We start from the raw sequence: 23616 nt of genomic DNA, 5'->3' as shown, positions 1-23616 counted from the left end.
TTTGTTTCATAAAAAACGGCTTCCGTAAGGAGGCCGTTTTTGTTTCTGTCGGTTTTCTATTGATCTGAATATGCAATCAGATCCTCCAGGAAAATTTCGCAAAAATTTCCTGCTGTTTTGTGCGCGGCGAAGTTATGGCTGCTTCCGCCGTGGATTGTGTCCAGCCGAGATAAATTACTTTGCCCAGCGCTTGTGTATGGGTATATACAACGGAATTCACCTGACGCTGACTGTCCGGTGTCACGCTGAAGTTGTAAAGGGAAGGGTTGCGGGAGGTATGTCTGCCCTGGTAAATCCAGCGCAACGTATCCTTGCTGCTGAAGTGTGCGATGGTGTTTAACTGAATTGCTGTTTCCGTAAATGCACGCCCTTTCTGGCTGATTGCTGTATTGCCCGGATGATCTATCCAGTTTACTGCGTAACTTGGTTCAATTTCCAGTCTGTCATGTGCGCGTATTTTGGCGCTTGCGGTAAGTGTGCCGCCACGACCAATACGGTTCGCATCGACATCAATCGTATCACCGAACGTCATATCGATTGTCAGTCGCGCCAGATGGCGTCCGGGACTAAGAGCAAATCCCGTCAGAATTTTACGTGTGTCATACGCTTCACCAAACCGTTGAATACGCGAACGCACCGAAGGGCTGACTGCAAAATAAGCGCTGCTGTCGTAATGGCTTGCGATCCGTATGCCGGGTGTAAAGCTTTGGGACATCAGGTTTCCATCGGCATCAAGCTTATATTCTGCCTGTAAATAGGTATTCAGTTCATGCAGCGGGGGATACTTGCCCCATTTTCTGACAAGCTCACCATTGACACTGCGGAATCCGGTTTGGGCAAAAAAACCATTGTCCGCACGGAAGTTTTTGCTGAAGTCTTTATACGTTGCCGAGTAGGACCAAGCATCATTGCCTCGGTACCAGTCAGCAAAGGCGGCATAGCCGCTGGTCGTATTGCCGGATTGCAGATTGCCATCAGTGCCTGCCTGAGCAGTAGTCTGACTGCCAAGTAACTGAATACGCAATAACTCGTTTTCATCTGCCTGCCATACCAGATCCGGACCGAATACCCGGTTATAGCCGCGGCCGTCACCGTAATTACGATCCGTCAGTACTGCACCTGCAGACATATTGCCGAAACGAAAATTGACACGTGCATCAGTCGCAACGGAACGGGTTACTGAAGTCGCCAGCCCGGTGTAGTAACTGTTCGGAAGTAATACTAAGCCACCTGCAGCATCCCGGCTGACCAGAACGCTGATATCTTTCTGCTCATCCCTTTTCGTGTATCGCAAACCGGCATCAGGATTGGCGATGCTGCGTGTACTGATAACGTTCAGCGGTGTTTTGAAAATATCCGCACCTTCCAGGAAAAACGGACGTTTTTCCGGTGAAAAAATACTGAATTTTGTATTGCCGGATAATTGCGGTGCGTCGAGTTCAATCTGAGAAAAGTCCGGCTTGATCGTGCCGTCGATGGTAGTTGAAGAATCCGGGCGGAATTTCAGATCCAGACTCAGATCGCGGCTGGACGCTGAGCGCGTTACCTGATCGCCGCTGCGGTCTTCAGCACGGCGCACCACCAGTTGCGGTGTCAGATGCCAGTTGCTTGCAGACGGCAAGTCGCGTAAGCCAGTCACTGGATCAGAAAAGCACAGATTGCAACTGGCAGCACGTGTTACGCCACCACTGTACATGCGATAGCGCTGATCCCGGGTCATATTCCTTAATACCAGCAAGCTCCAGGGTTGCGTCGCATCTTTGTTGTAAGCAATCTCCGAAAACGGAATCCGGTATTCTGCTGTCCAGCCTTCGTTGTCAATTGCAGTTGCGACGTCGTACTGGTAATCCGGCGCAGTATCGTCGCCCGTCATATCACTGTAGATGCCATCCATGACAGCACCTCTGGCATTGACGTAAAACACCTGAGATGCTTTGTGTGCGCCGCTGGGATCGATATAAAGGGCAATAAAATCCTGATCGATGCTGACCTTGTCCCGACGCGCAAATGGGGCGCGAATATCTGCAGGCGCGTTGTCATAAGCACGGATACCCACGTACAAATATTTGTCGTCGTACAGTATCCGGACTTCAGTTTTCAGATGCGCCTTTTGCTTATCGATGGGTTGCGTCTGATAAAAAGTATCTGACACCGGTGCTGACTGCCATAAAGGATCATTCAGTTTTCCGTCGATATTGATTTTGGGGGCATTATCCGGAATGCGAACCGCCTGAAAGCTTTGTGTTTGCGCGTGTGCCCCGGAAGTCATCGTGCCGAAAAAAGCGGATGTTAGCAGGCAGGCGAGTAAGGTTTTTTTTCTGAATGTCATTATTGATATTGGGAATGTGCGTCTGCATCGTTGATGCTTGCCTGCTCTGATCGTAAAACGGAAATGTAAGTTCCGGTGTTGTGCCCTGTTTTCAGAGATATTTTCTTCTCACCCCGATTTTCTCCGGATATAAAAAAAGCCCGATCAGAGACCGGGCTTTTTAACTCACTGTCTTTAAACTGCCAAATCAGAAGAATTTGTAGTTTGCGGAAACAGAGAAACGACGACCATTCGGGTTAGCCAGAACGGTGTTGTAGTAGGTGTAGTATGGATCGTATGGTGCAGCACGATCAAACATATTACGGATAGTTGCACGCAGAGTCAGGTTTTTGAAGCCTTTGTAGCTTGCGCCGAAGTCAAACGTGTAGTCTGCAGGAACGCGGCAACCTGGATTGGTGATGGTGTACGGAGCAACGGATACAGATGCCGGACATTCAGTCTTCACACCGGTAGTGGTGTTGAAGCTTGCCAGGCTGTAATCGCTGGTGTAGTTCATCGAGCCAAACACAGTGTAGTCGCCTTTTTCCCAGCTGACGTTTACACGGGATTTCAGACGTGGAGCAACTTCAGTACCTGCTTCGTCAACGTATGGGTTACCGACTTCACGCTGGAACTTGTAGCTGTCGTTGTAACCAGCGAACAGGGAGGTTGTTACTTTACCCAGAGAGCCGAGATTAGCTTTGTAGGTAATGTCCAGATCCACACCTTTAACGATGGTTTCACCCAGGTTCAGGTATTTACGTTTTACACCAACGATAGTGCCAGTGCCTGGGATCGGATTGCCGGCAGCATCTTTCAGCTGAGTAGCAGGATCAGGGCTGCGGAATACCACGTCGTTGTAGAAAGTATTACCTTCCTGGTACAGCTTACGCAGGATGTCGTTAGAGCTCAGACGATCAACTTCGTTTTTGCGGCTGATTTCATAGATATCCAGTGTTGCGCTCAGGCTGTTTGTCGGAGCAAATACCAGCCCCAGCGTTTTGCTGCGGGATGTTTCTGGTTTCAGATCCGGATTTGCAACGATGAAGGACGCAATAGTACGTGTTGCGGAGCTGGAAGCTGCGTTACATTCATTTGCGCTTTCGTAGCCAGTTGCACCAGGGATCACTTTACCGCCCGGGCAGCGAACGTTGTCGCGCCATGTGGAAATGGACTGGAAGCTGGACACGTTAGATTTGGAAATCTGTGTCAGGCCAGGTGCACGGAAGCCTTCAGCAACAGTACCGCGGATGCTCAGTTCCGGAATTGGTGTGTATTTGAAGCCCAGTTTTGGTGTTGTGGAAGAACCGTAATCGCTGTAACGGTCATAACGAACCGCTGCTTCGATATTGATAGTTTTCCATACTGGCAGATTCAGCTCTGTGAACAGAGAAGAAACATTGCGGGAACCAGTAGCAGAAGAACCACCGCGACCAACGAAGTTACCAGCTGCCAGGTTGGCATCAGGTGTCATATCGATGGATTCTTTACGGAATTCAGCGCCAGCAGCGATACCAACTGCGCCACCTGGCAAAGCACCGTATTCACGGGAAGCTTTAAAGTCAACAGAGTTAACTTTTGTTTTACCGGTAGACAGTGCTTCAGGGCTGATTTGTGCCAGCAGAGCAGCGCTGTTGCTGCCGCCGAAGCGGTATTGTTCCAGTGCTGCTTGTGCAGTGACGGAATTGATCATACCGGTTTCACGCTGATCACGTTTGGATTGGTTCAGCAGAACGCCAGACTGCCAGTCCCAGCCGAAGTGTGTGCCGCTCAGACCACCGACGATACGGTAAGTGTCCTGAGTAACGTATGTGCCTGCAGCGATGTCAGCCAGACGTGCGCCGGTAACAACGCGCAGCTGGTTATTCGGATCTGCCTGGAACAGTGGATTGTCAGGATGGTTCGCTGGCATAACGAAGCGGAACGAACGGCGGTTACCTGCCGGGTCAAACCAGGTAGACAGGCTGCTGGACAATGTTGCGAAACCACCGCCACCTGGGAAGTCATTTTCCAGACGGGAGTAGCTTGCCTCTACATAACCCTGAATGTCTTTGTTCACGTTAAACGAGATACGTGAGAACAGGTTTGCAGATTTGGATGGTGTTGTGTGGTAACCGAACTGGCTCAGATCCATTACGCAAGTTGGTTTGCCAGTGGCGAACCATGTTGTGCTGATCTGATTTGCAGGACACTTGGTCGGTGTCAGTGGGGACGTTGTCAGGAACGCGCCGCTGCCTTTTGCCGATTCAGGGTAGAAGTTTGGTGTGTATGTGATTGCAGAATCAGGGTCGGTTTGGGAACCACCGGAGAAGCTACCCAGATTCACCGCGTTCATGTTCAGACCGCCGGTTTTGGTGTACTTGGTGCCAGGACGCTTGGATGCATCCAGACCAACCATCACATTGAAACCGTTTGTTTCAACATCGCCCCAGCCACCGAACAGAGAGATATTGTGGTTTTTGAAGCCGCCTTGGGTTGCGCCAGTTTCGGTCGCAGTTGCTTCGAAGCCTGTGTATTCTTTTTTCAGAATAATGTTAACAACACCGGCAATCGCGTCAGAGCCGTAAACAGCGGATGCACCGTCTTTCACAACTTCGATACGCTCAATCGCGGACATCGGGATGTTGTTGATGTTGTACAGGGTGGACTGACCAGAGTTAGGATCTGCAGTTGCAGTCGCTGCCATACGGCGGCCGTTGATCAGGGTCAGGGTCGATGCCGAGCCCATACCACGCAGGGATGCAGTTGCCGTACCTGCAGCAAAACCGTTACCGGAAGTGAAGTCATTCTGACCACCGGAAGTGATTGCAGGGATAGTCTGCAACAGTTCGGTCATGTTCGATGCGCCGGAACGTTTGATGTCTTCGGCTTTGATCACCTGAACAGGGGAAGCTGTTTCAGTGTTGGTACGTTTAATACTTGTACCAGTCACTTCAACTTTCTGAATCTTCTCCGTGGTCTCAGTTTTCTCTTGTGCGAAGGCAACGGTAGACATACCGATAGCTGCCAGCGCCAGAGTAATTTTAGTTAATTTCATTCTTTAACTCTCCAGTTATAAGAAAACCCGTACGTTTTGCCGGGATTTGACAGGGCTTGCCTGCATCTTTTGTTCGCCTTTTCAGACGATGGTGGAACTGATTTGCTACTTCTTCTCCCCCGCGAGATCCCCCTCGCTGAGAAAAAATTTCCGCCCCAAAATTAATAGTAACGTTTTGTTTCCAAAAACTGACGAAATTTATTTAAAACGATGAATATTTGATAAAAAATTGTCGTTTTTTTGTTCGTTTTTTGCGACAAGGTGAAAAAAGGTTTTCATGCAAAATAAGTTTCACGAATACCCATATAAGCTTTGGTAATTAAGGCGTCTAGGTGCGTAAAACTGCACAAAACACAGAATTGCACCGGTTTTGACCATATTTTCATCATTTTATGATTGCACAAAAATGGTGCAGCAATAATGCAAAATAAATATGAAAAACAGTGTTTGAAAATAGTGTAAAGATGCACAGAAAGGCGCTTCATTGTGCCGGATAGTATTTCCAAGCCTCAGAAAAGACGCTTACACCGCTGATATGCAAAAAAATTTTCAGGAACTTTGCTTCCGGGTTTTCGTCTGAACGCCGCACCCGAATAAAACACCGAAATCAGGTGCAACCGGCGGGATGTTTTTGCACTGTGAATGTGCGGAAACTGCGCTGGTCCGGCACCGTCTGGCAGTCAGTAAGATTGCCGCGCTACAAAACAAAAATTCAACGGAGAAAATGCAGCATGTTCAAAACCAGCCTGATCTCACTGGCGATTGCCAGTTTGTTTGCGATGCCCGCTGTTGCAGCAGACAGCAAGCCAGCTGAAAAACCAAAATGGAATGTGAATCAGCCACCCGGTGAGGCAAAAACGGTTGGTATTGATACCCGTACCGGCACCTGGATGAGTGTGGATATCAGCCCGGATGGCAAATGGATCACCTTTGATCTGCTCGGTGATATCTATCTGATGCCTGCCGAGGGCGGGGAAGCGAAAGCGCTGACGCATTCGGTGGCGTGGGAAATGCAGCCTAAATTTTCGCCGGACGGTAAAAAGATCGCATTTATGTCGGATGCGGGCGGCGGTGACAATATCTGGGTCATGAATGCCGATGGCAGCGACGCGCGCGCGATCACCAAAGAAGATTTCCGCTTGCTGAATAATCCGGTCTGGCATCCGAATGGTCAGTACATCGCCGCACGCAAGCATTACAGCGGCACCCGTTCGCTGGGTTCCGGTGAAATCTGGATGTACCACGTCAATGGCGGTGCAGGTATTCAGCTGAATGAAAAACCGAGCTGGCAAAAAGATCTGGGTGAACCGGCATTTTCGCCGGATGGCCGTTATGTGTACTACTCGCAGGACACCACCGGCGGAACGGCGTTTGAATACAACAAGGATTCAAACAACCAGATTTACCAGATTTTCCGCAAAGATTTGCGCGACGGTAAAGTCAAAGCCGTTGCCGGTGGCCCGGGCGGTGCGGTACGTCCTGTTCCTTCGCCGGATGGCCGTTATCTGGCATTCGTGCGCCGCATCCGTAATCAGTCCACTTTATTCCTGAAAGATTTGCAAACCGGTGAAGAGCGTGCTGCATGGCCGGAGCTGGAACGTGACATGCAGGAATCGTGGGCAATTCACGGCGTGTATCCGGCATTCGCATGGACACCGGGCAGTAAGGAAATTGTGGTCTGGGCCAAAGGCCGTATCTGGCGGGTGGATCCTTTCAAAGGCGGCGCGAAAGAGATTGCCTTCCACGTCAAAGACAGCCGCGAAGTCCGTCCTGCATTACGTTTTGCGCATGAAGTCGCGCCGGATCAGTTCGAAGTGCACCAGTTGCGCTGGGTGAATGTGTCACCGGCGGGCGATAAAGTGGTGTACTCCGCGATGGGCCATTTGTATCTGCGTGATTTACCAAATGGCACACCGCGTCGCATAACCCGTCAGGCAGATCATTTTGAATACTTCCCGCGTTTTTCGCGTGATGGTAAAAAGCTGGTTTTCACGACCTGGGATGATCAGCAACTTGGCAGTGTGCGCGTGCTGGATGTTTCCAGCGGTAAGGAAACGGTAATCACCAAAGCGCCGGGTAAATATCTGCAACCGGCATTCTCGCCGGATGGCAAATCGGTCAGCTTCGTAAAATCTAAAGGTGGTTACCTGACGACGCCATGGCATGGCATGGAAACCGGTGTGTATGTGACAGCGGCGGACGGCAGTGGCGAGGCGAAACTGGTCACGGAAGAGGGAAACAATCCGCAATGGGCAGACCGCTCCGATGTGCTGTATGTCAGCCGTACCAAATACAGTGGTGAAGTTGACTGGACCACATCCTTAGTGCGCCTCGATTTGCAGTCCCATCAGGAAGCGCCGGTCGCGAAGAGTGAATTCGCCGGTGAATTTGCCTTGTCGCCGGATGGTCAGTGGCTGGCCTTCGGTGAACGATTCCACGCGTATGTGACGCCGTTACCTCAAGCCGGTAAGCCCGTCACTATCGGTAAAAACATGGATGCGCTGCCGGTAAAACAGTTAGATGTGAATGCCGGTCAGTATCTGCATTGGTCCGGCGATGGTCGCAAGCTGCATTTTGCGCTGGGGAATGAATTGTTCACCCGTGAGCTGAAAGATGCGTTCCCGTGGCAGGCAGGTGCGGCCGCCGATGCGAAAGCAGCGCCGAATCCTGAACGTGGACTGGAAATCGGTTTGCGTATGCAGGCAGATAAGCCGACCGGCATCAAAGTTCTGGATGGTGCGCGTATTGTGACCATGCGCGGTGATGAGGTCATCGAGCAGGGCCGCATCGTGATTGAAAACAACCGTATCAAAGCGATAGGCAAAGCAGCGGACATCGCTGTGCCAGCCGGTGCGGAGCGTGTGGATGTCAGTGGTAAAACCATTTTGCCGGGTATTGTGGATGTGCACTGGCATGGCGGCATGGGTGAAGACGGCATTATTCCGCAGCAAAGCTGGATTGATTATGCCTCGCTGGCGTTTGGTGTGACCACGATTCACGATCCTTCGAATGATACCGGCACGATTTTTACTCACAGTGAAATGCAGAAAGCCGGTCTGGTGGTGGCGCCGCGTATTTTCTCGACCGGTACGATACTCTACGGTGCAAAGAGTAATTTCAGCGCCGTGGTAAACAATTACGATGATGCGCTGACACACCTGAAGCGTATGAAAGCTGCCGGTGCGATTTCTGTGAAAAGCTATAATCAGCCGCGCCGCGAACAGCGTCAGCAAATTCTGGAAGCGGCGCGTCAGACAGGCATGATGGTGGTGCCGGAGGGCGGTTCGCTGTTCCAGCACAATATGACTATGGTGGTGGACGGGCATACCGGTGTTGAACATGCGTTGCCGGTGGCGAATATCTATGATGATGTGCGCCAGTTGTGGTCGCAAACGGCGGTCGGTTACACGCCGACGCTGGGCGTGGCTTACGGCGGTCTGGATGGCGAACATTACTGGTATGCGCGCACCAATGTCTGGGAACATCCGATTCTGTCGAAATACGTGCCGCGCACTGTGCTGCAACCGCGCAGTGTGCGTCGCGAAACTGCGCCGGAAGAAGATTTCAACGTGATCAAAGCCGCCAAAGTGGCAACCGAACTGCAGCGTGCCGGTGTGCCGGTGAATCTGGGCGCACACGGTCAGCGTGAAGGTCTGGCTGCACACTGGGAAATGTGGACACTGGTGATGGGCGGTATGACACCGATGGAAGCCATCCGCAGTGCCACGCTGAATGGCGCAAAATATCTGGGACTGGATAAAGACGTCGGTTCGCTGGAAGTCGGTAAGCTGGCTGACCTGATGGTGGTGGATGGCAATCCGGTGGCAGATATCCGTCAGTCGGATCGTTTAACTCACGTGATGATTAATGGCCGCCTGTACGATACCGCGACCATGAATCCGCAAGGCAAAGGCGCCAAACCACGCAAGCCATTCTTCTTTGAAGGCAAGCAGGGCGCGAATGCACCAGTGGATGCGATCGATTATTCGCACAATCACAACCATGAGTAATGCGCTGTAAATGGCTGTAATGCGCTGTACAGCGTTTTACATTGCAAGGCTGAAGCAGCTACGCGGCAAGCATTTGTGTTGCGTACCGCTGCTGATAAGACAAAAAAGCTGTCCGGTTTCCGGGCAGCTTTTTTGTTATCAGGCTTGTCCGATTCTGCAGAAATCGTCATTTGCCTGAAAACAGGCAGGCCGGAGCGCCACTGTTTTCGCGGACGACAACGAAACAGGGTGTTTTTTCTGTGCGAAAGTCCGCATTTGAGGCATTTTCGGGCGTTCAGGCACTTCAACCTTGCGTCTGGCGACCTGTCGCTGGCAGATTGCCCGCAAGCAAAAAGAAAAACGCCGGAACACGTCCGGCGTTTTTTCAGTAAAGCGCTGAGAAAGCGATTACTGTGTGCGGCGCAATGCTTTGACGAACTGACGTTTTTCCGGCGGCGTCTGCGCAGCTTCGGCGGCCTTCCACTGCATCCACTGAGTCAGCGACATCGACAGCTGCAGCGAATAATCCAGCGAAATCCATTGCTTCTGCGCAGGATTCGGATAATTCGGCACGCCTTCACCCATCACATTTTTGCCGGATGGTGTTGTCATATTGAATGATGTACCCGCCATCACGTTCGCAAAATAAATGGCATCCATTTCACTGAAGCTGACATCGTTTTTCACGGTTGCCGGTGAGCCGCTGCGGTCCAGACCGACCGTTTTCAGACCATTTACCGGCGCAACTGACTGATACGTCATATTCGATGTGAATTTTGCCAGCAGTGGCGGTGTCGTGAATGTGGAATCCGGTACGGACGCCGTGCCGTGGCAAGACATACAGGAACTGTTGGCATTATCTGCAGGGCCATTCAGACGATGATTGGAGCCCAGATGTCCCATGCGCTGCACCATACCGGTACCGCCGTAGGAATTCAGTTCATCCACCACATCCCAGAAAATCACTTCTTCTTTAAAGCCGTTTTTGCGCGGATTAGGCGGATAGTTGTAAGCCAGCTGGCCTGGTGGCGGCGTATCGTTACCCCACATCATGCCGAGCAGGCTCACGCGCTGCCATTCATCTTTGACTTTGGCTTTACGCTGACCGTCGGCAACGAAAGTCCCGTAAACCCAGCCCGTGCCTTTGGCGCGGCTGTCTGCAATCGAAATATCAAACTGCAGCAAACGGACATCGTTCCACGCGGCGTAATTACGCGGACAGGCAGCGGATTGTTCCGCCATGGAAGCGCCCTGCGGTGCATTGCAGAAAGTCGGATCCGAAATATTCGCATTCCAGCGCGGCATATTTGCCAGCACCGGCAACTGATCCAGCGTTGCGGTATTGAACAGCGGTTTGCCGATCACAGCGCCTTCCTGAAAGCGGATATTCGAGGTCGGGATTTTTGCTGTACCGTCTTTTTGCCAGACGGTGCCCAGTGTGTAAGCCGCGGTGGCGTTATAGACGGCAACCGCCCACATGGTGGTGGCCGCTGTGCCGGTGCCGGATTTGATCGAGAAAGTAACCGGTGCTTCACGGGTCAGGCCGTGAATAAATTCGCGGCCACTCAAAGGATCATAGGTCTGGAATGCGATGTGATACCACGGACGCACAGGATTTTCACAGACATCAAAATCGGATTGGCCCGGCTGGTTGATATTGCCTGCCAGAATGTAGTTGTACACCAGCCAGCCGTATTCTTTTGCCAGTCTGGCTTTCACATCCTGCGGTGTGGCAGGGTCGAACAGCGGATCAAATTTGGCAGAGCGCCACGGCTGATTGGCTTTGTCATCTACCGGCTGACGCGGATAATCATCGGACAATTTAAATATCGGGCCCGAATAAGCACCTGTCGGTGCATTCGAAATGGTCTGGCCTTTCCACATTTCAGCAAATTTCGGTGCGACATCCTGCCAGTAGCTAGGATAGGTACCGCTGCAAGTGTTAACCGGTTTGGCGGCATAAGCAGATGCTGACATTCCCAGCAGCGCAATAATGCCGGCCTGCATGGCGGTGTTCACAGATCGTTTAAACATGGTGTTGTCCTTTTTGGGATTGGTCATTACGGTCTTTTTTACTTCACTGGCTGCTGCAGGTGTCGGGCAGACGCAGACGTAATACGCGCAGAAATTCTGTGTAAACCGCGTTTTTGTCAGCAGAAATGGCAACTTCAATGGCGGCGCCGCGCTCGTTATCCACGATCAGGCTGGCGCTCTGATCGTCTTCTTCGTTCAGTTCCTGACACACCAGCAAACGGAAAGTCTGGGTGCTGACCAGTGATGGCACCTGAATCGTGCAGGCAGCCAGCGGGTCCCAGAATGACAGATACGTGCCGATACCGGCAGCGTTTTCCGGATACGCCAGTACGGCGCTCAGGAATTTCGCTTGCGGTGTATTGATATCGTTGAGCTGATTCACAAAATCCTGATCCAGCGGCACATCATTTGTGGCATTCAGGGCGATAAGACGCATCGGAACACCGGATGCAAACATCAGTTGCGCACCCAGCGGATCGATAAAAATATTCCACTCCGCCACGGTGTTCCGGTAAATCACGTTATTGCCCAGTGTCGGAACAATATTGCCTTCTGCACCCGGTGAAATATCGCGTGGCAGGATATTTCCACCCATCATCACGATTTGCTGTATGCCGCTCAGCAGTTTCGCTTGCAGGGCAGGGTTTTGCTGTGCGCTGCGGAACAGCGTGCCGAAGTTGGTGCCACCGCCAATCGATAACACTGTTACCGGTTCATCGTTATGCATGAAGAAGTCATGCAGCCAGCTCTGAGCCTCGTAAATCGCCGGAGACGGATTTACGCCGGGGAAAGCAGCTGCGTAATGCAGATCTGCACCGTTGCGCACATCTGCCGGAAACACATTGCTGAAGCTTAACGGTGCCTGCGCACCGCGCAGCACCGGTGTTTTCAGTGCGCGTTCGCCGAATAATGTGAGCAGATTGGCGACGTTATCCACGCCTTTGGATAAATGCACCGCGCCGCAACCGGTCACCGCAATCGCGATGACATCGATGTCGGGGTTTTGCATCAGGTAGACCATGGCCATGTAATCATCGAAATCGACATCCGTATCGATAATGACTTTTGTACGTTGTTTCATCGGAATTTCCTGTTCTCTCTATGTAAAAGTGGACGGGTGAATCAGTTAGAAGAGCTGGATGGCCACAAGTAGCAATAGGTCTGACTGTTGGTCAGATTCACGCCCTGATCGTTGTAGATAAAGCCGTTTTTGAAAGAAGTGGAATAGCCGCTGGCTGCACAGTTGGTATGCACCCAGTCGAAACCCGCACTGGCGACGGATTCCGAAACGGTGTACGGCACTTTGGTCGGGTTGCCGCTGCACAGATACAGATTGCCACCCGCCTGAATACCGTTCACATAGGACGGCGGCACCACGTAGCTGTTCGGGTCGTAATCTGTGGCGAAGACGTTATCGATCGCGACATCGTAAATATTGCCGTCAATCGCGGAAGTGATTTCAATATGTGTATGCGATAGTGGGATGCCCTGACGCTTCTTACCGGAGGTGTAATTGGTGACTTGCGGATAATCATTGTTCGTTGTGGAATTCACCGTGCCGGTCTGAAAGTAGCCACCCGCGGCATTACACATTTGCTGGTAGTTTTGCGCTTTTTGCGACAGGCTGGCTGTGGAGTTTGCAGATTGAGCGTGCGCGTCATCGTGGAAACTCAGTATCCCGAATGTAAATGCCACCGGTTGTGCGGCAGCTAACATGTAAATTAACACAGCATGTGAAATTTTCTTCATTTTTGTCTCCCCGATGTTATGAAATTGGAATTTTAAGATAGTTAATGAAGGAATTATTAGCAAGCATTATGCCAATTATGTTGTTTCTAAATATTGCGAGGCAATTGCTAATCAGCGTCAGAAACGAAACGCATTATGAATTTTGAATATTGCTGCATAGCAATGGGTTCATGCTGTTGTTTTATTGTCCGGTCCGTTGATGAGGTCGTATAAAGCGCAGATGAGAATAGGGAGCAACGTTGCGTGTCACGGTAGCCGGATGTGGTGCGTAGCAAAAAACAGCACTGTTGCGGGGGGAGGGCGGGTGGCGGAGAGTATTTTGGTGAAGCTGTCCGATAATTTTAAAAAGATAATATTGTTGAAAAACAAATGCTTCAGGAAGTGAAATATTTTTTCCTGATTAATCAATTTTTTGCGGCATGGATTTTCATTTTTCAGAAAATCAGTGAATGCGTAGGGGAATCCGCACAGAAAAGCCCCCGTAAAAACACCATGTGTATCCTGTTTTGCAGGCGGAGTATGTCAAAATGGCGCTTTCTGTCTGCGCTGCAAAAAACGTCTGCAGTGGCAGGGCGATGATTTTTTACTCTGGAGTCCATCTATGTTTCAGCACGTCGAAGCCTACCCAGGCGATCCAATTTTGTCTCTGAACGAAGCATTCGGCAAAGATACCCGCCCGGGCAAAATCAACGTTTCGATCGGTATTTACTTTGACGACAACGGCAAGATTCCGATGCTGCCATCGGTGCGTGCTGCAGAGCACAAAGTGGTGAATGATGCCGGTGCGCGTCCTTATCTGCCGATGGAAGGCGCAGCGAATTTCCGCAGCGCGGTACAGCAATTGCTGTTCGGTACAGACAGTGCAGCAGTCAAAGAAGGCCGTGTCGTGACCATGCAAACCGTGGGTTCCAGCGGCGGCCTGAAAATCGGCGGCGATTTCATCAAGCGTTACTTCCCGCAATCTGTAATGCTGGTCAGCGATCCGACCTGGGATAACCACCGCGCCGTGTTTGAAGGCTGCGGCATGACCGTCAAAACCTATCCTTACTACGACAGCGCCACCGGTGGCCTGAAATTTGAGGCCATGCTGGAAGCTCTGAAAGCGGCGGACAAACACAGCATCGTATTGCTGCACGCTTGCTGCCACAATCCGACCGGTGTGGATCTGAGCAAAGAACAATGGCAGGCGCTGGTTCCTGTGATCAAAGAACGCGAACTGATTCCTTTCATGGATCTGGCGTATCAGGGTTACGGCGACGGTATCGACGAAGATGCGTTTGCGATCCGTCTGTTCGCAGAGCAGGGCCTGAGCTTCTTCGTGGCGAATTCTTTCTCCAAGAGCATGAGCCTGTACGGCGAACGTTGCGGCGCACTGAGCGTAGTGTGTCCGGACGCAGCACAGGCAGTGAATGTACTGGGTCAGATGAAAGCAACGATTCGCCGCAATTACTCCAACCCGCCTATCCACGGTGGTCAGCTGGTGGCGCAAGTGCTGAGCGATGCAACACTGCGTCCGATGTGGGAAGCAGAAGTCAAAGAAATGCGCGAACGCATTCAGTTAATGCGCCGCAAACTGCATGATGTCCTGAGCGCCAAAGTGCCGGGCCGCGATTTCTCTTACTTCCTGACACAGCGCGGTATGTTCAGCTACACCGGCCTGAGCGCAGAACAGTGCGATCGCCTGCGTGAAGAGTTCGGCCTGTATCTGGTTCGCTCCGGCCGTATGTGTATCGCTGGTCTGAACAGCGGTAACGTGGAAGCAGCAGCAAACGCGATTGCAGCAGTGCTGAAGTAAATCAAGTCTGTTTGCTGGCAGCGGGGATTGCATGACGCTGCCGTACAGACAAAGTAAAAAGCGGTGTACAGTTTTCTGTCACCGCTTTTTTGTTTGTACTCTGTAAGCAATATTTGCGGAAGATGTCAGTTGACATGTCAATACTGTGTTAATTGCGTGTAAGTAAATATCTGACGTTAATGTTATTTTCTCCGACAGATCGCTCTCTCAGGAAAGAAGAGTATGTTGCATGAATTATTGTTACCGATGTTTGTCCATGTACTGTTGCTCGCTAGCCTGTATGTATTGCTGACCATCGCCCGTGCACCGGCAGTATGGGGTGTGGGACGAAATCCCCATGGTTCGAATCCGTTTGCCGTATTTGAGCCGCGCATCAGTGCGAATCTGAAAAATCAGTTTGAATGGCCAATGCTGTTCTACGTGGCTTGTCTGCTCAGCGAATTGCTGGCGCTGAGCAGTGCTGCACTGCCTGTGCTGGCGTGGTTGTTTGTGACAGGCAGAGTCTTACACAGCGGCGTGCAGATACTGACGAGTAATGTGCGCTTGCGCGGCATCGTATTTACGCTGAATTTTCTGGCGGTGCTGGCGATGTGGGCGGTGATTGTCATCGAAAGCTGACAGGCGCATCGCTGAGACAACACAGCCGCTTCAGTACATCGCAGTACCCGGACCGGCTACATGGTGTTCCGTCTGAACGTGTCCAGACCTGATCGCAGGTCTCGAAAATGCCTGAAAGAGGCCCGTAACCCCCTCAAATGCGGAGTTCAGCACAGCAAGCGGCTGGTCGTCGGCAGAAAGTCCGGCGCTCGCAAAATCCATAATGACGAATTTTGCACAATTGCGGGCAGTTTTCAGGTGGATATCGGGCGACTGGCGCAGTGTAATTTCAATCTGTTTTCAGTGCGTTCTTGCGTAATGCGCTTTGTGCTTGTTCTAAAAGCTGACGTTTTTCGATCAGAAAGTCCATCAGTGCGCGGATCTTGGCTGGCATCTGTGCGCGGGAAGGCAGATACAGAAAGAAGCCGGGGAAGGGCTTGCACCAGTTACTCAGTACGCGCTGTAATTGTCCGGACTGCAGATACGGCAGCACGCATAAGTCCAGATGCTGGACTAAACCTGTGCCTTGCAAGGCTGCACGCAACATACTGTCATCATCATTAAAGACGGCATTCCCCTGCGGTTCGAGTTGCACTATGCGCGCGCTTTCGTCCGGCTGGGTAAAGCTCCAGCGATCCAGTGTGCCACTGGTGGTGAAACGGTAGGCGATGCAATTGTGTCCGGATAAATCCTGTGGTGTTTGCGGTATGCCGGCGCGTTGCAGATAGTCCGGTGCACCGACGATGGCCATTTCCAGCGGCGGCGTGACCGGCACTGCCACCACGTTCGGGTCCAGACTTTCGCCGAGGCGGATGCCGGCATCCATGCCTTCTGCAAAGATATTCGACATACCGTCATCTAAATCCAGTTCCAGTCTGAGCTTGGGGTAACGGCGCAGAAATTCGCCGAGATGCGGTTCAATCAGCAAGCGTGCTGCCGGCCGCGACGTGGTCAGGCGTATCAAACCGCCGGGTTCTTTGCCCTGATCACCGGCACTGGCAACTGCCTGCCCGATATGGCTGAATGCCGGTGCCAGTACATCGTACAGGCGCTGGCCTTCTTCCGTCAGCGACATATCACGTGTGGTGCGGTTCAGTAAGCGCACTTTCAGTTGTTGTTCCAGCGCTTTGACTTGCTGTGACAGCGCCGCCCGTGAGACATCCATTTCCAGCGCAGCGCGGGTAAAGCTGCGATGCTGTGCCACCCGGACGAACCAGGCCAGCGCAGGCAGTAAATGCGGATCTATCATGGTATTGTAAAGTTTGGCTAAACAGTGATGTCATGGTAATGGGATTTATCTGAACGAATCAAGTGCCTAAGATGGGACCTGTTGCACTACTTCAGCGCTTCATCACAGTTCAGGAGATTGATCATGGAAAACCATCGTTTTGAAAACCGCAATGCACAAGCTATCACCATGTCGGCAGACATTTACTTTCCGCAGGGATTCGATCCGGCCCGCACTTATCCGGCCGTGGTTGTGACCCATCCGGGTGGCGGCGTGAAAGAGCAGACTGCAGGCTTATATGCGCGTCATCTGGCTGACTCCGGCGTGATTGCGGTGGCGTTTGATGCCTCGTATCAGGGTGAAAGCGGTGGTATGCCGCGCCAGCTGGAAAATCCGGCGATTCGCACTGAAGACGTCAGTGCAGTGATTGATTATCTGACCACGTTGCCTTATGTCGATGCACAGCGCATTGGTGCTATGGGGATTTGCGCCGGCGGTGGCTATACCGTGAACGCGGCGATCAATGATCCGCGTATTCGTGCGGTGGCAACGGTCAGCGCTGTGAATATCGGGCAAATGTTCCGTCAGGGCTGGGATAGCACGCAGGCAGTGAGCGTCGCTCAGGCGCTGCTGAAAATGGGTGCCGACAGTCGCACACAGCATGCAGGTCAGGATGAGGCTGCCGCGCTGCCGCTGGCACCTTTAAGCGCAGAAGATGCGCCAAACGCTGAGCTGCGTGAAGCCTGGGAATACTACCGCACAGCGCGTTGCGCCCATCCGCGTTCCCCGAGTCTGATGACGGTGCGCAGTCTGAATCAGCTGGTGACTTACGATGCCTATCAGTTCGCTGATTTGTTCCTGACACAGCCTTTGCTGATGGTGGCGGGCAGTGATGCCGGCAGCAAATGGATGAGTGAGGATCTGATGCAGCGTGCAGCCACGGAGGATAAGCAATTGCATATCGTCGCGGGTGCCAATCATATGTCTTTGTACGATGTCCCTGTGTATGTTGAGCAGGCAGTCAGCAGCCTGACCGCGTTCTTCCAGCGTACACTGTAAGCAGACCGGGAACCGCCATGAATACGCACACAGTGAAAACAGTGGAATTTCAGAATCTGGGCTGGATGTCTGCCGGTCATTTGTATCTGCCGCCGGATTTCGATCCTGCCAGACAATATGCTGCCATCGTCAGCACCCATCCTATCGGCAGTTGTAAGGAGCAAACGTCGGGCAGTGTGTATGGTGCGGCACTGGCGCGGGCGGGCATGATTGTGCTCGCATTTGACGCCAGTTTTCAGGGTGAGAGTGGCGGTGCACCGCGCTGGCTGGAAGATCCGGCGTTGCGGGTATCGGATATCCGGTTTGCTGTCGATTATCTGCAAAGCCTGTCGTATGTGGATGCGCAGCGTATCGGTGCGATCGGCATTTGCGGGGGTGGCGGCTATACGATACAGGCCGCTATGACGGATCACCGCATTCGCGCTCTGGCATCCATTACCGGTGTGAATTTCGGGCGCTTAATGCGTGAAGGCTTCAGTCAGTTTCAGCCGCTGGCTGCTCTGCAGGCAATCGCGCAACAGCGCAGTGCGGAAGCGGCCGGTGCGGACAGACTGGAGCAGGATTTGCTGCCCGCATCACCGCAGGCAGCGCAACAGGCCGGCATTCAGGATGTCGATGTATTGCAGGCGACAGAATATTACAAAACACCGCGCGGACAAGCTGCAAACGGACAGACCCGCAATCTGATGTCATTTAACGGTGCGGCAGTGGCATGGGATGCATTTCAGTTTGCAGAACAATTCCTGACGCAGCCTTTGTTAGTGGTGGCAGGTGATCAGCCGGGCGGCTTCGGTGCTTACCGGGATGCGCATGAGATTTATGGACGGGCTGCATCGCGTGATAAGCAATTGCTGATTGTGCCTGACTGCTCTCATTATGATTTGTACGATCAGCCTGAAGCGGTGGCGCAGGTACTGGAACAGATGCTGCCATTCTTCAGGCGTCATTTAGCGGCGGAGTCTGCACGCTGATCTGCGACCGCAACGACACCCCTGTCAGCGCAATGCTTGCCGGACCTGTGTTCAGGTACCGGCAAGTCCTTGTACCTTGAAACGCGATGCGCAAGCGGGGGAAATCATCAAAAAAGGTGCAAAACAAGCGAGAATGCGGAGTTCAGCACAGCAGCCGGCTGGTCGTCGGCAGAAAGTCTGGCGCTCACAAATTTTGTAAAGACGATGTCTGCACAATCAGGCTCGCTGCAATGGCCAGTTTATCTGCGTAAAGCAGCGAATTGCTGCGCCAGAAAGTCGGTCAGCGCTCTGACGCGCGCCGGCAGAAAACGATTGGCCGGATACAAGGCGTGCAGTGGATACGGTTTGCCTTGCCAGTCCGGCAGCGCGGGCAGCAAACGGCCTTGTTGCAGATCGTCGTGAATATCCAGCGCCGATTTGTAGGTAATGCCTTTGCCGCCCAGCGCCCAGTCATGCGCCAGCGCGCCATCATCCACACTGCGGCGCGGCTGTATCCGCACCTCGCGTATGTCCGGTTTTGTGCCGGATGTTGCCCTTGAAAACCACCATAAAGTATCTCGCTGTCCCGCAATATGCAGGCTGATGCAGTCATGCCGCTGCAAGTCATCCGGATCAGAAGGGTAGCCGTGACGGGCAAAATAGGCAGGGCTGGCGCAGGCAATGCGCTGCGTTTCGGCCAGCAAACGCGCGACCAGACCGGAATCTGCCAGCTCGCCGTAGCGTATCGCCAGATCCAGTGCATCGCGGTGCAAGTCCTGCAATTTGTCGCTGACGGTCAGTGCAATGCTGACTTGCGGATGCATTTCCATAAACTGATCAAACCACGGCAGCAGCCAGTGGCGTGACAAATCCGATGGCGCGGCGACGCGGATATGACCGCTCAGATGGGTAGTGCCAACGCCAACCTGCGTAATGCCTTCTTCCAGTAATTCCAGCGCCCGTCTGGCGTAGTTCAGCAGCAGTTCACCTTCGCTGGTTAAACGCAATGCACGGGTGGAACGCACAAATAAGCGCGCGCCGAGTTGCTGTTCCAGCCGCTTCAGCATGGCGCTGGCTGCGGCTGGTGTGATTTCCAGCTCGCGTGCTGCTGCACTCAGCGAGCCCTGACGTGCAGTCGCCAGCAAGACCCGCAAATCGCTGATATTTTCAATTTTCATTTGAAAGTCTTTCGGAATTATCAGGCTTAATCAAAAATATTTTGAAGTCTACAATCATCGCATACATTTTGTTCACGAAAGGAAAATCATGAAAGCCGTTGGATTTCGTCAGTCTTTACCTGTCAGTCACCCTGAAGCCCTGATCGATCTGGAATTGCCGCTGCCGGTGCCGGAAGCGCACGATGTGCTTGTCAAAATCAGTGCGATTGCCGTCAATCCTGTCGATACCAAAATTCGCAGACTGGCTGCGCCTGCAGCGGGAGAAGTGCGGATTCCGGGCTGGGATGCAGTCGGTGAAATTGTGACGACTGGCAGCGCAGTCAGCGGATTTCAGCCGGGGCAGCGCGTGTATTACGCCGGTGCGCTGGCGCGTCAGGGCAGCAATGCGCAATATCAGGCGGTGGACGCACGTCTGATTGCAGTTGCGCCGCAAAGCCTCAGCGATGAGCAGGCTGCTGCGATGCCGCTGACCACCATCACCGCATGGGAAATCCTGTTCGACCGTCTGCAGGTGCAGCGCAAAGACGCTGAACCACGCAAGCCGCGTCAGCGCACATTGCTGGTTACCGGTGGTGCAGGCGGGGTAGGCTCGATGATGATACAACTGGCAAAACAGTTGACGGATCTGACGGTGATCGCCACCGCGTCCCGTGAATCTTCAGCAGCATGGTGCCGCGAACTGGGTGCGGATCATGTGATTAATCACCATCAGCCACTGCTGCCGCAATTGCAGGCATTGGGCCTGAACAGCGTCGATATGATCGCCAGCCTGACGCATACCACCGATTACATGGCGCAGTATGTGGAATGCCTGACGCCGCAAGGCCAGCTGGCAGTAATTGACGATGCCGACGTGCTGGATGTGATGCCGCTGAAACGCAAAAGCATTTCGCTGCACTGGGAAAGCATGTTCACCCGTTCGATGTTCAGTACGGAAGATATCGCAGCACAGGGCGCATTGCTGGCGGAAGTAGCCGCGCTGGTTGACAGCGGCCGTTTGCGCACGACACTGAGCGAAGTCATGCAGCCATTCAATGCCGCCACCCTGCGTGAAGCGCATCGTTTGATTGAAACCCAGCAAACTATCGGCAAAATCGTGATCAGCGGCTTTGCATCTGAATGACTGGCTGGTACCGGATGTGGCAGCGGTTTTGCCACTTCAGCGATGCAGGTGAAGGCTCATGCTGACAGAGGCATCAGTGCGGTTTCTGCTGCCGCCAGAATGTGACGACTGAACTGGTCGAGAATGCGCGATGCAGCGCGCGCAGTCTGCCAGTACAGCGGCACATCCAGCGGTGTATCCGGCACCAGTTCAACCAGAGAACCATCGTTCAGATATGGCTCGATCAGAAAATCCGGATTCATGCCCCAGCCCATGCCAGCCACCGTCGCTTTCACAAAAGCGTGGCTGGATGGCAGGGTGTGGCGTTGTAAGGGGATGGCAATGCCGCACAGGCTTTCTACCCAGAGGTCCTGCAAGGTGTCTTTGTGGTTGAACAGCAGGCTTGGTGCTGTTCTCAGGCTGTCAGCAGTCACCCCGTCCGCAAAGTAACGCGCCATAAACGCCGGACTGGCTGTAGCGCGGTAACGCATCGCGCCGAGCGGCAGACTATTGCATCCGGCGGCAGCCTGCCGGGCACTGGTGACCGCTGCCATCACTTCACCATTTTTCAGCCACTGGCTGGTGTGATCCTGATTATCAACTGAGACTTGCAGCAATACCGGAGAAACCGCCGCAAACGCCGCCATCGCGGGCGCGAACCAGCTGGCCATACTGTCTGCGTTGACGGCAACCGAAATTGTCGCGCGCGATTCCGGATCCAGCATCAGTCCGGGTAAGTTTTGCTGACATTCCAGTTCCAGCAGCCGGACGCGATCTGCATGCAGACATAGCTGGCGACCGGTTTCCGTGGCTTCGCAAGGTTGCCCGCGCACCACCAGCGCACATCCGGCACGCTCCTCCAGCAATCGTATGCGTTGTGACACCGCCGAAGGCGTAACGTGCAAGGCACGTGCCGCACGTTCAAAGCTGCCTTCTCTGATCACAGCAGACAGCGCCGCCAGGGCTTCATAGTCAAACATGATTAAGTTTTTCTACATTTGATTAAGTAAATATAGTTTGTCTTCATTTTGTGCGGAAGGCAAGCTGCTGACTTCTTCGTAAAGTGCTTGAAAACAGGGTGACATGATGCTGGCAGCATTTTTTCAGGGTTTGATGGTGTGTCTGAGTCTGATCGTAGCGATCGGGGCGCAGAATATTTTCGTTTTACGTCAGGGCTTGCGCCGTGAAAGTATCTGGCCGGTAGTTATTTTCTGTGCAGCAACCGATGCTGTGCTGATTAGCAGTGGTGTGCTTGGATTGTCGCAAACACTGAAAGCCAGTCCGCTACTGAATCAGTTACTTGCCGCAGGCGGCGCCTGCTTTTTGATTATCTATGGCTGGCAAGCTTTGCAACGTGTCAGAAGAGGGCAGCAAATGGCGGTGGCGGCAGCTACCGGAACAGCCACAACCGCAGCCATACTCGCGCAAGCTGCCGCGTTTACCGTCCTGAATCCGCATGTGTATCTTGATACGGTTCTGCTGATGGGAGGCATTGGTGCGCAGCAACCACCGGATTTGCGCTGGTGGTTTATCGCCGGTGCCAGCGCAGCCAGCCTTGGCTGGTTCAGCCTGATTGGTTTCGGCGCAGGCAGACTCGCACCGCTATTCGCACATCCCCGCGCATGGCAAATCGTCGATGCACTGATTGTGGTGACGATGTGGTCTATGGCTTTGATGCTGCTGACACAGGGTGTGTGAATGTCTTTTTGTATATGTGCGCCGATGCTTTGGTGACACTTGGTGACGGGGCTTTTACAGAACGAAGGCGGCTTTTTTCTGTGATGACTTGGACCGTATGGTATCGGGTGCAGGGAGCCTGCCATTGCAGAGTGAATTACTCCGTTCTGCATTCAAGTCTTTGAAAAAATACAGTCAGTACACGTCACTGATTTTCTGCTGAACTTTCCTCGGTTAATATGAATCTGACAAAAAATGTTATTTCAATCTGAAATATTCACTTAGCATATGCATATTTCATAAATTAACATTAATTGTCATTGTGTTGACGCGTCCAGTCATCGCTGCGCAGAATTCAATGCCTATTTAAGGAATATCAACATGGCACATGGGTTGCTCTGAATTGGACGGGGGGATAACCGTTCTAAACTGGAGATAGACAATGAAAGTAGCAGCACAAATTCAAAAAGGCTTCACACTGATCGAGCTGATGATTGTTGTCGCAATTATCGGCATTTTGGCGGCAGTTGCGCTGCCCGCATACAACGACTACACCACACGCGCTCAGGTATCTGAAGCGATCGAACTGATGGGTGGTTTGAAGCAACCACTGGCATCGTTTGCCTATGAAACCAAGGCATGGCCTACAAAGCTGGTCCCGACATCGGCTGCCGTCGGTCCGACAGCTACCGAGTTAACGGCTACAACGGTAGGTAAATATTCAACGCTGAAAGATACGATTGACGGTACTTTCCCAATCGGAAAAATGACAGCAACGATGACCTCTGGTCAGGCGGATACAAAGACTGTATTCATGGAAACCGCAGATGGCGGTAATACCTGGTCGTGCAACGGCGGAACAGTAGAAATGAAATTTCGTCCGGTGGCTTGTAAGTAATAATTTTTTCATGTG

16 protein-coding genes are annotated in these 23616 nt (G+C 52.6%); 8 read left to right on the top strand and 8 right to left on the bottom strand.

Going from position 1 to position 23616, the window contains the following annotated elements; translation table 11 throughout:
• Positions 1–76 precede the first annotated feature (76 nt).
• Positions 77–2329: a carbohydrate binding family 9 domain-containing protein gene (locus IE092_RS02455; protein ID WP_189355403.1), complete on the bottom strand. Its 2253-nt coding sequence runs from the start codon at positions 2327–2329 to the stop codon at positions 77–79.
• 187 nt (positions 2330–2516) lie between these two features.
• Positions 2517–5345, bottom strand: coding sequence for a TonB-dependent receptor plug domain-containing protein (locus IE092_RS02450; protein ID WP_189355402.1), 2829 nt, complete (start codon positions 5343–5345; stop codon positions 2517–2519).
• Positions 5346–6076: 731 nt separating this feature from the next.
• On the opposite strand from IE092_RS02450, the gene IE092_RS02445 reads away from it, so the two are divergent.
• On the top strand, positions 6077–9355 hold the full coding sequence (locus tag IE092_RS02445; protein ID WP_189355401.1) for an amidohydrolase family protein: 3279 nt from the start codon (positions 6077–6079) through the stop codon (positions 9353–9355).
• Positions 9356–9742: 387 nt separating this feature from the next.
• Here the strand turns inward: IE092_RS02445 and IE092_RS02440 are convergent, their stop codons facing one another.
• Genes IE092_RS02440 through IE092_RS02430 form a run of 3 tightly spaced genes read right to left on the bottom strand, consistent with a single transcriptional unit; the run spans position 9743 to position 13117 of the window.
• Positions 9743–11368 carry a hypothetical protein gene (locus IE092_RS02440; RefSeq protein ID WP_189355400.1) on the bottom strand — a complete coding sequence of 542 codons (1626 nt, stop codon included), beginning with the start codon at positions 11366–11368 and terminating at the stop codon, positions 9743–9745.
• 43 nt (positions 11369–11411) lie between these two features.
• Positions 11412–12449: a nucleoside hydrolase gene (locus IE092_RS02435; RefSeq protein ID WP_189355399.1), complete on the bottom strand. Its 1038-nt coding sequence runs from the start codon at positions 12447–12449 to the stop codon at positions 11412–11414.
• Between the two features lie 41 nt (positions 12450–12490).
• Entirely contained in the window at positions 12491–13117 is a 627-nt protein-coding gene (locus tag IE092_RS02430; protein WP_189355398.1) for a hypothetical protein, read from the bottom strand.
• Positions 13118–13718: 601 nt separating this feature from the next.
• Here IE092_RS02430 and IE092_RS02425 point away from each other — a divergent pair.
• Positions 13719–14912, top strand: a complete 1194-nt coding sequence (locus IE092_RS02425; RefSeq protein ID WP_189355397.1) for an amino acid aminotransferase — start codon at positions 13719–13721, stop codon at positions 14910–14912.
• A 222-nt stretch (positions 14913–15134) separates the two neighbouring features.
• Positions 15135–15530 carry an MAPEG family protein gene (locus IE092_RS02420; protein WP_229792988.1) on the top strand — a complete coding sequence of 132 codons (396 nt, stop codon included), beginning with the start codon at positions 15135–15137 and terminating at the stop codon, positions 15528–15530.
• 268 nt (positions 15531–15798) lie between these two features.
• Here the strand turns inward: IE092_RS02420 and IE092_RS02415 are convergent, their stop codons facing one another.
• The gene (locus IE092_RS02415; protein ID WP_189355396.1) at positions 15799–16758 is read right to left on the bottom strand and encodes a LysR family transcriptional regulator; all 960 of its coding nucleotides are present in this window, start codon (positions 16756–16758) and stop codon (positions 15799–15801) included.
• A 123-nt stretch (positions 16759–16881) separates the two neighbouring features.
• Here IE092_RS02415 and IE092_RS02410 point away from each other — a divergent pair, with 123 nt between their 5' ends.
• Positions 16882–17796 carry an alpha/beta hydrolase gene (locus IE092_RS02410; RefSeq protein WP_189355395.1) on the top strand — a complete coding sequence of 305 codons (915 nt, stop codon included), beginning with the start codon at positions 16882–16884 and terminating at the stop codon, positions 17794–17796.
• A gap of 17 nt (positions 17797–17813) precedes the next feature.
• Complete coding sequence (locus IE092_RS02405) at positions 17814–18767, top strand: alpha/beta hydrolase (protein ID WP_189355394.1); 954 nt, start codon at positions 17814–17816, stop codon at positions 18765–18767.
• A gap of 239 nt (positions 18768–19006) precedes the next feature.
• On the opposite strand, the gene IE092_RS02400 is transcribed toward IE092_RS02405, so the two are convergent.
• Positions 19007–19924, bottom strand: coding sequence for a LysR family transcriptional regulator (locus IE092_RS02400; RefSeq protein WP_189355393.1), 918 nt, complete (start codon positions 19922–19924; stop codon positions 19007–19009).
• An 88-nt stretch (positions 19925–20012) separates the two neighbouring features.
• Between IE092_RS02400 and IE092_RS02395 the strand changes: the two genes are divergently transcribed.
• Complete coding sequence (locus IE092_RS02395) at positions 20013–21047, top strand: zinc-binding alcohol dehydrogenase family protein (protein WP_189355392.1); 1035 nt, start codon at positions 20013–20015, stop codon at positions 21045–21047.
• A 56-nt stretch (positions 21048–21103) separates the two neighbouring features.
• On the opposite strand, the gene IE092_RS02390 is transcribed toward IE092_RS02395, so the two are convergent.
• Complete coding sequence (locus tag IE092_RS02390; RefSeq protein WP_189355391.1) at positions 21104–22006, bottom strand: LysR family transcriptional regulator ArgP; 903 nt, start codon at positions 22004–22006, stop codon at positions 21104–21106.
• Positions 22007–22109: 103 nt separating this feature from the next.
• On the opposite strand from IE092_RS02390, the gene IE092_RS02385 reads away from it, so the two are divergent.
• Positions 22110–22724, top strand: a complete 615-nt coding sequence (locus IE092_RS02385; protein WP_189355390.1) for a LysE/ArgO family amino acid transporter — start codon at positions 22110–22112, stop codon at positions 22722–22724.
• 421 nt (positions 22725–23145) lie between these two features.
• Positions 23146–23601, top strand: coding sequence for a pilin (locus IE092_RS02380; RefSeq protein WP_189355389.1), 456 nt, complete (start codon positions 23146–23148; stop codon positions 23599–23601).
• Positions 23602–23616 lie beyond the last annotated feature (15 nt).

Source organism: Cognatundibacterium squillarum (genome assembly GCF_014652435.1).
GTDB lineage: Bacteria > Pseudomonadota > Gammaproteobacteria > Burkholderiales > Burkholderiaceae_D > Undibacterium > Undibacterium squillarum.
This window is presented reverse-complemented; position numbering and strand designations above follow the sequence as displayed.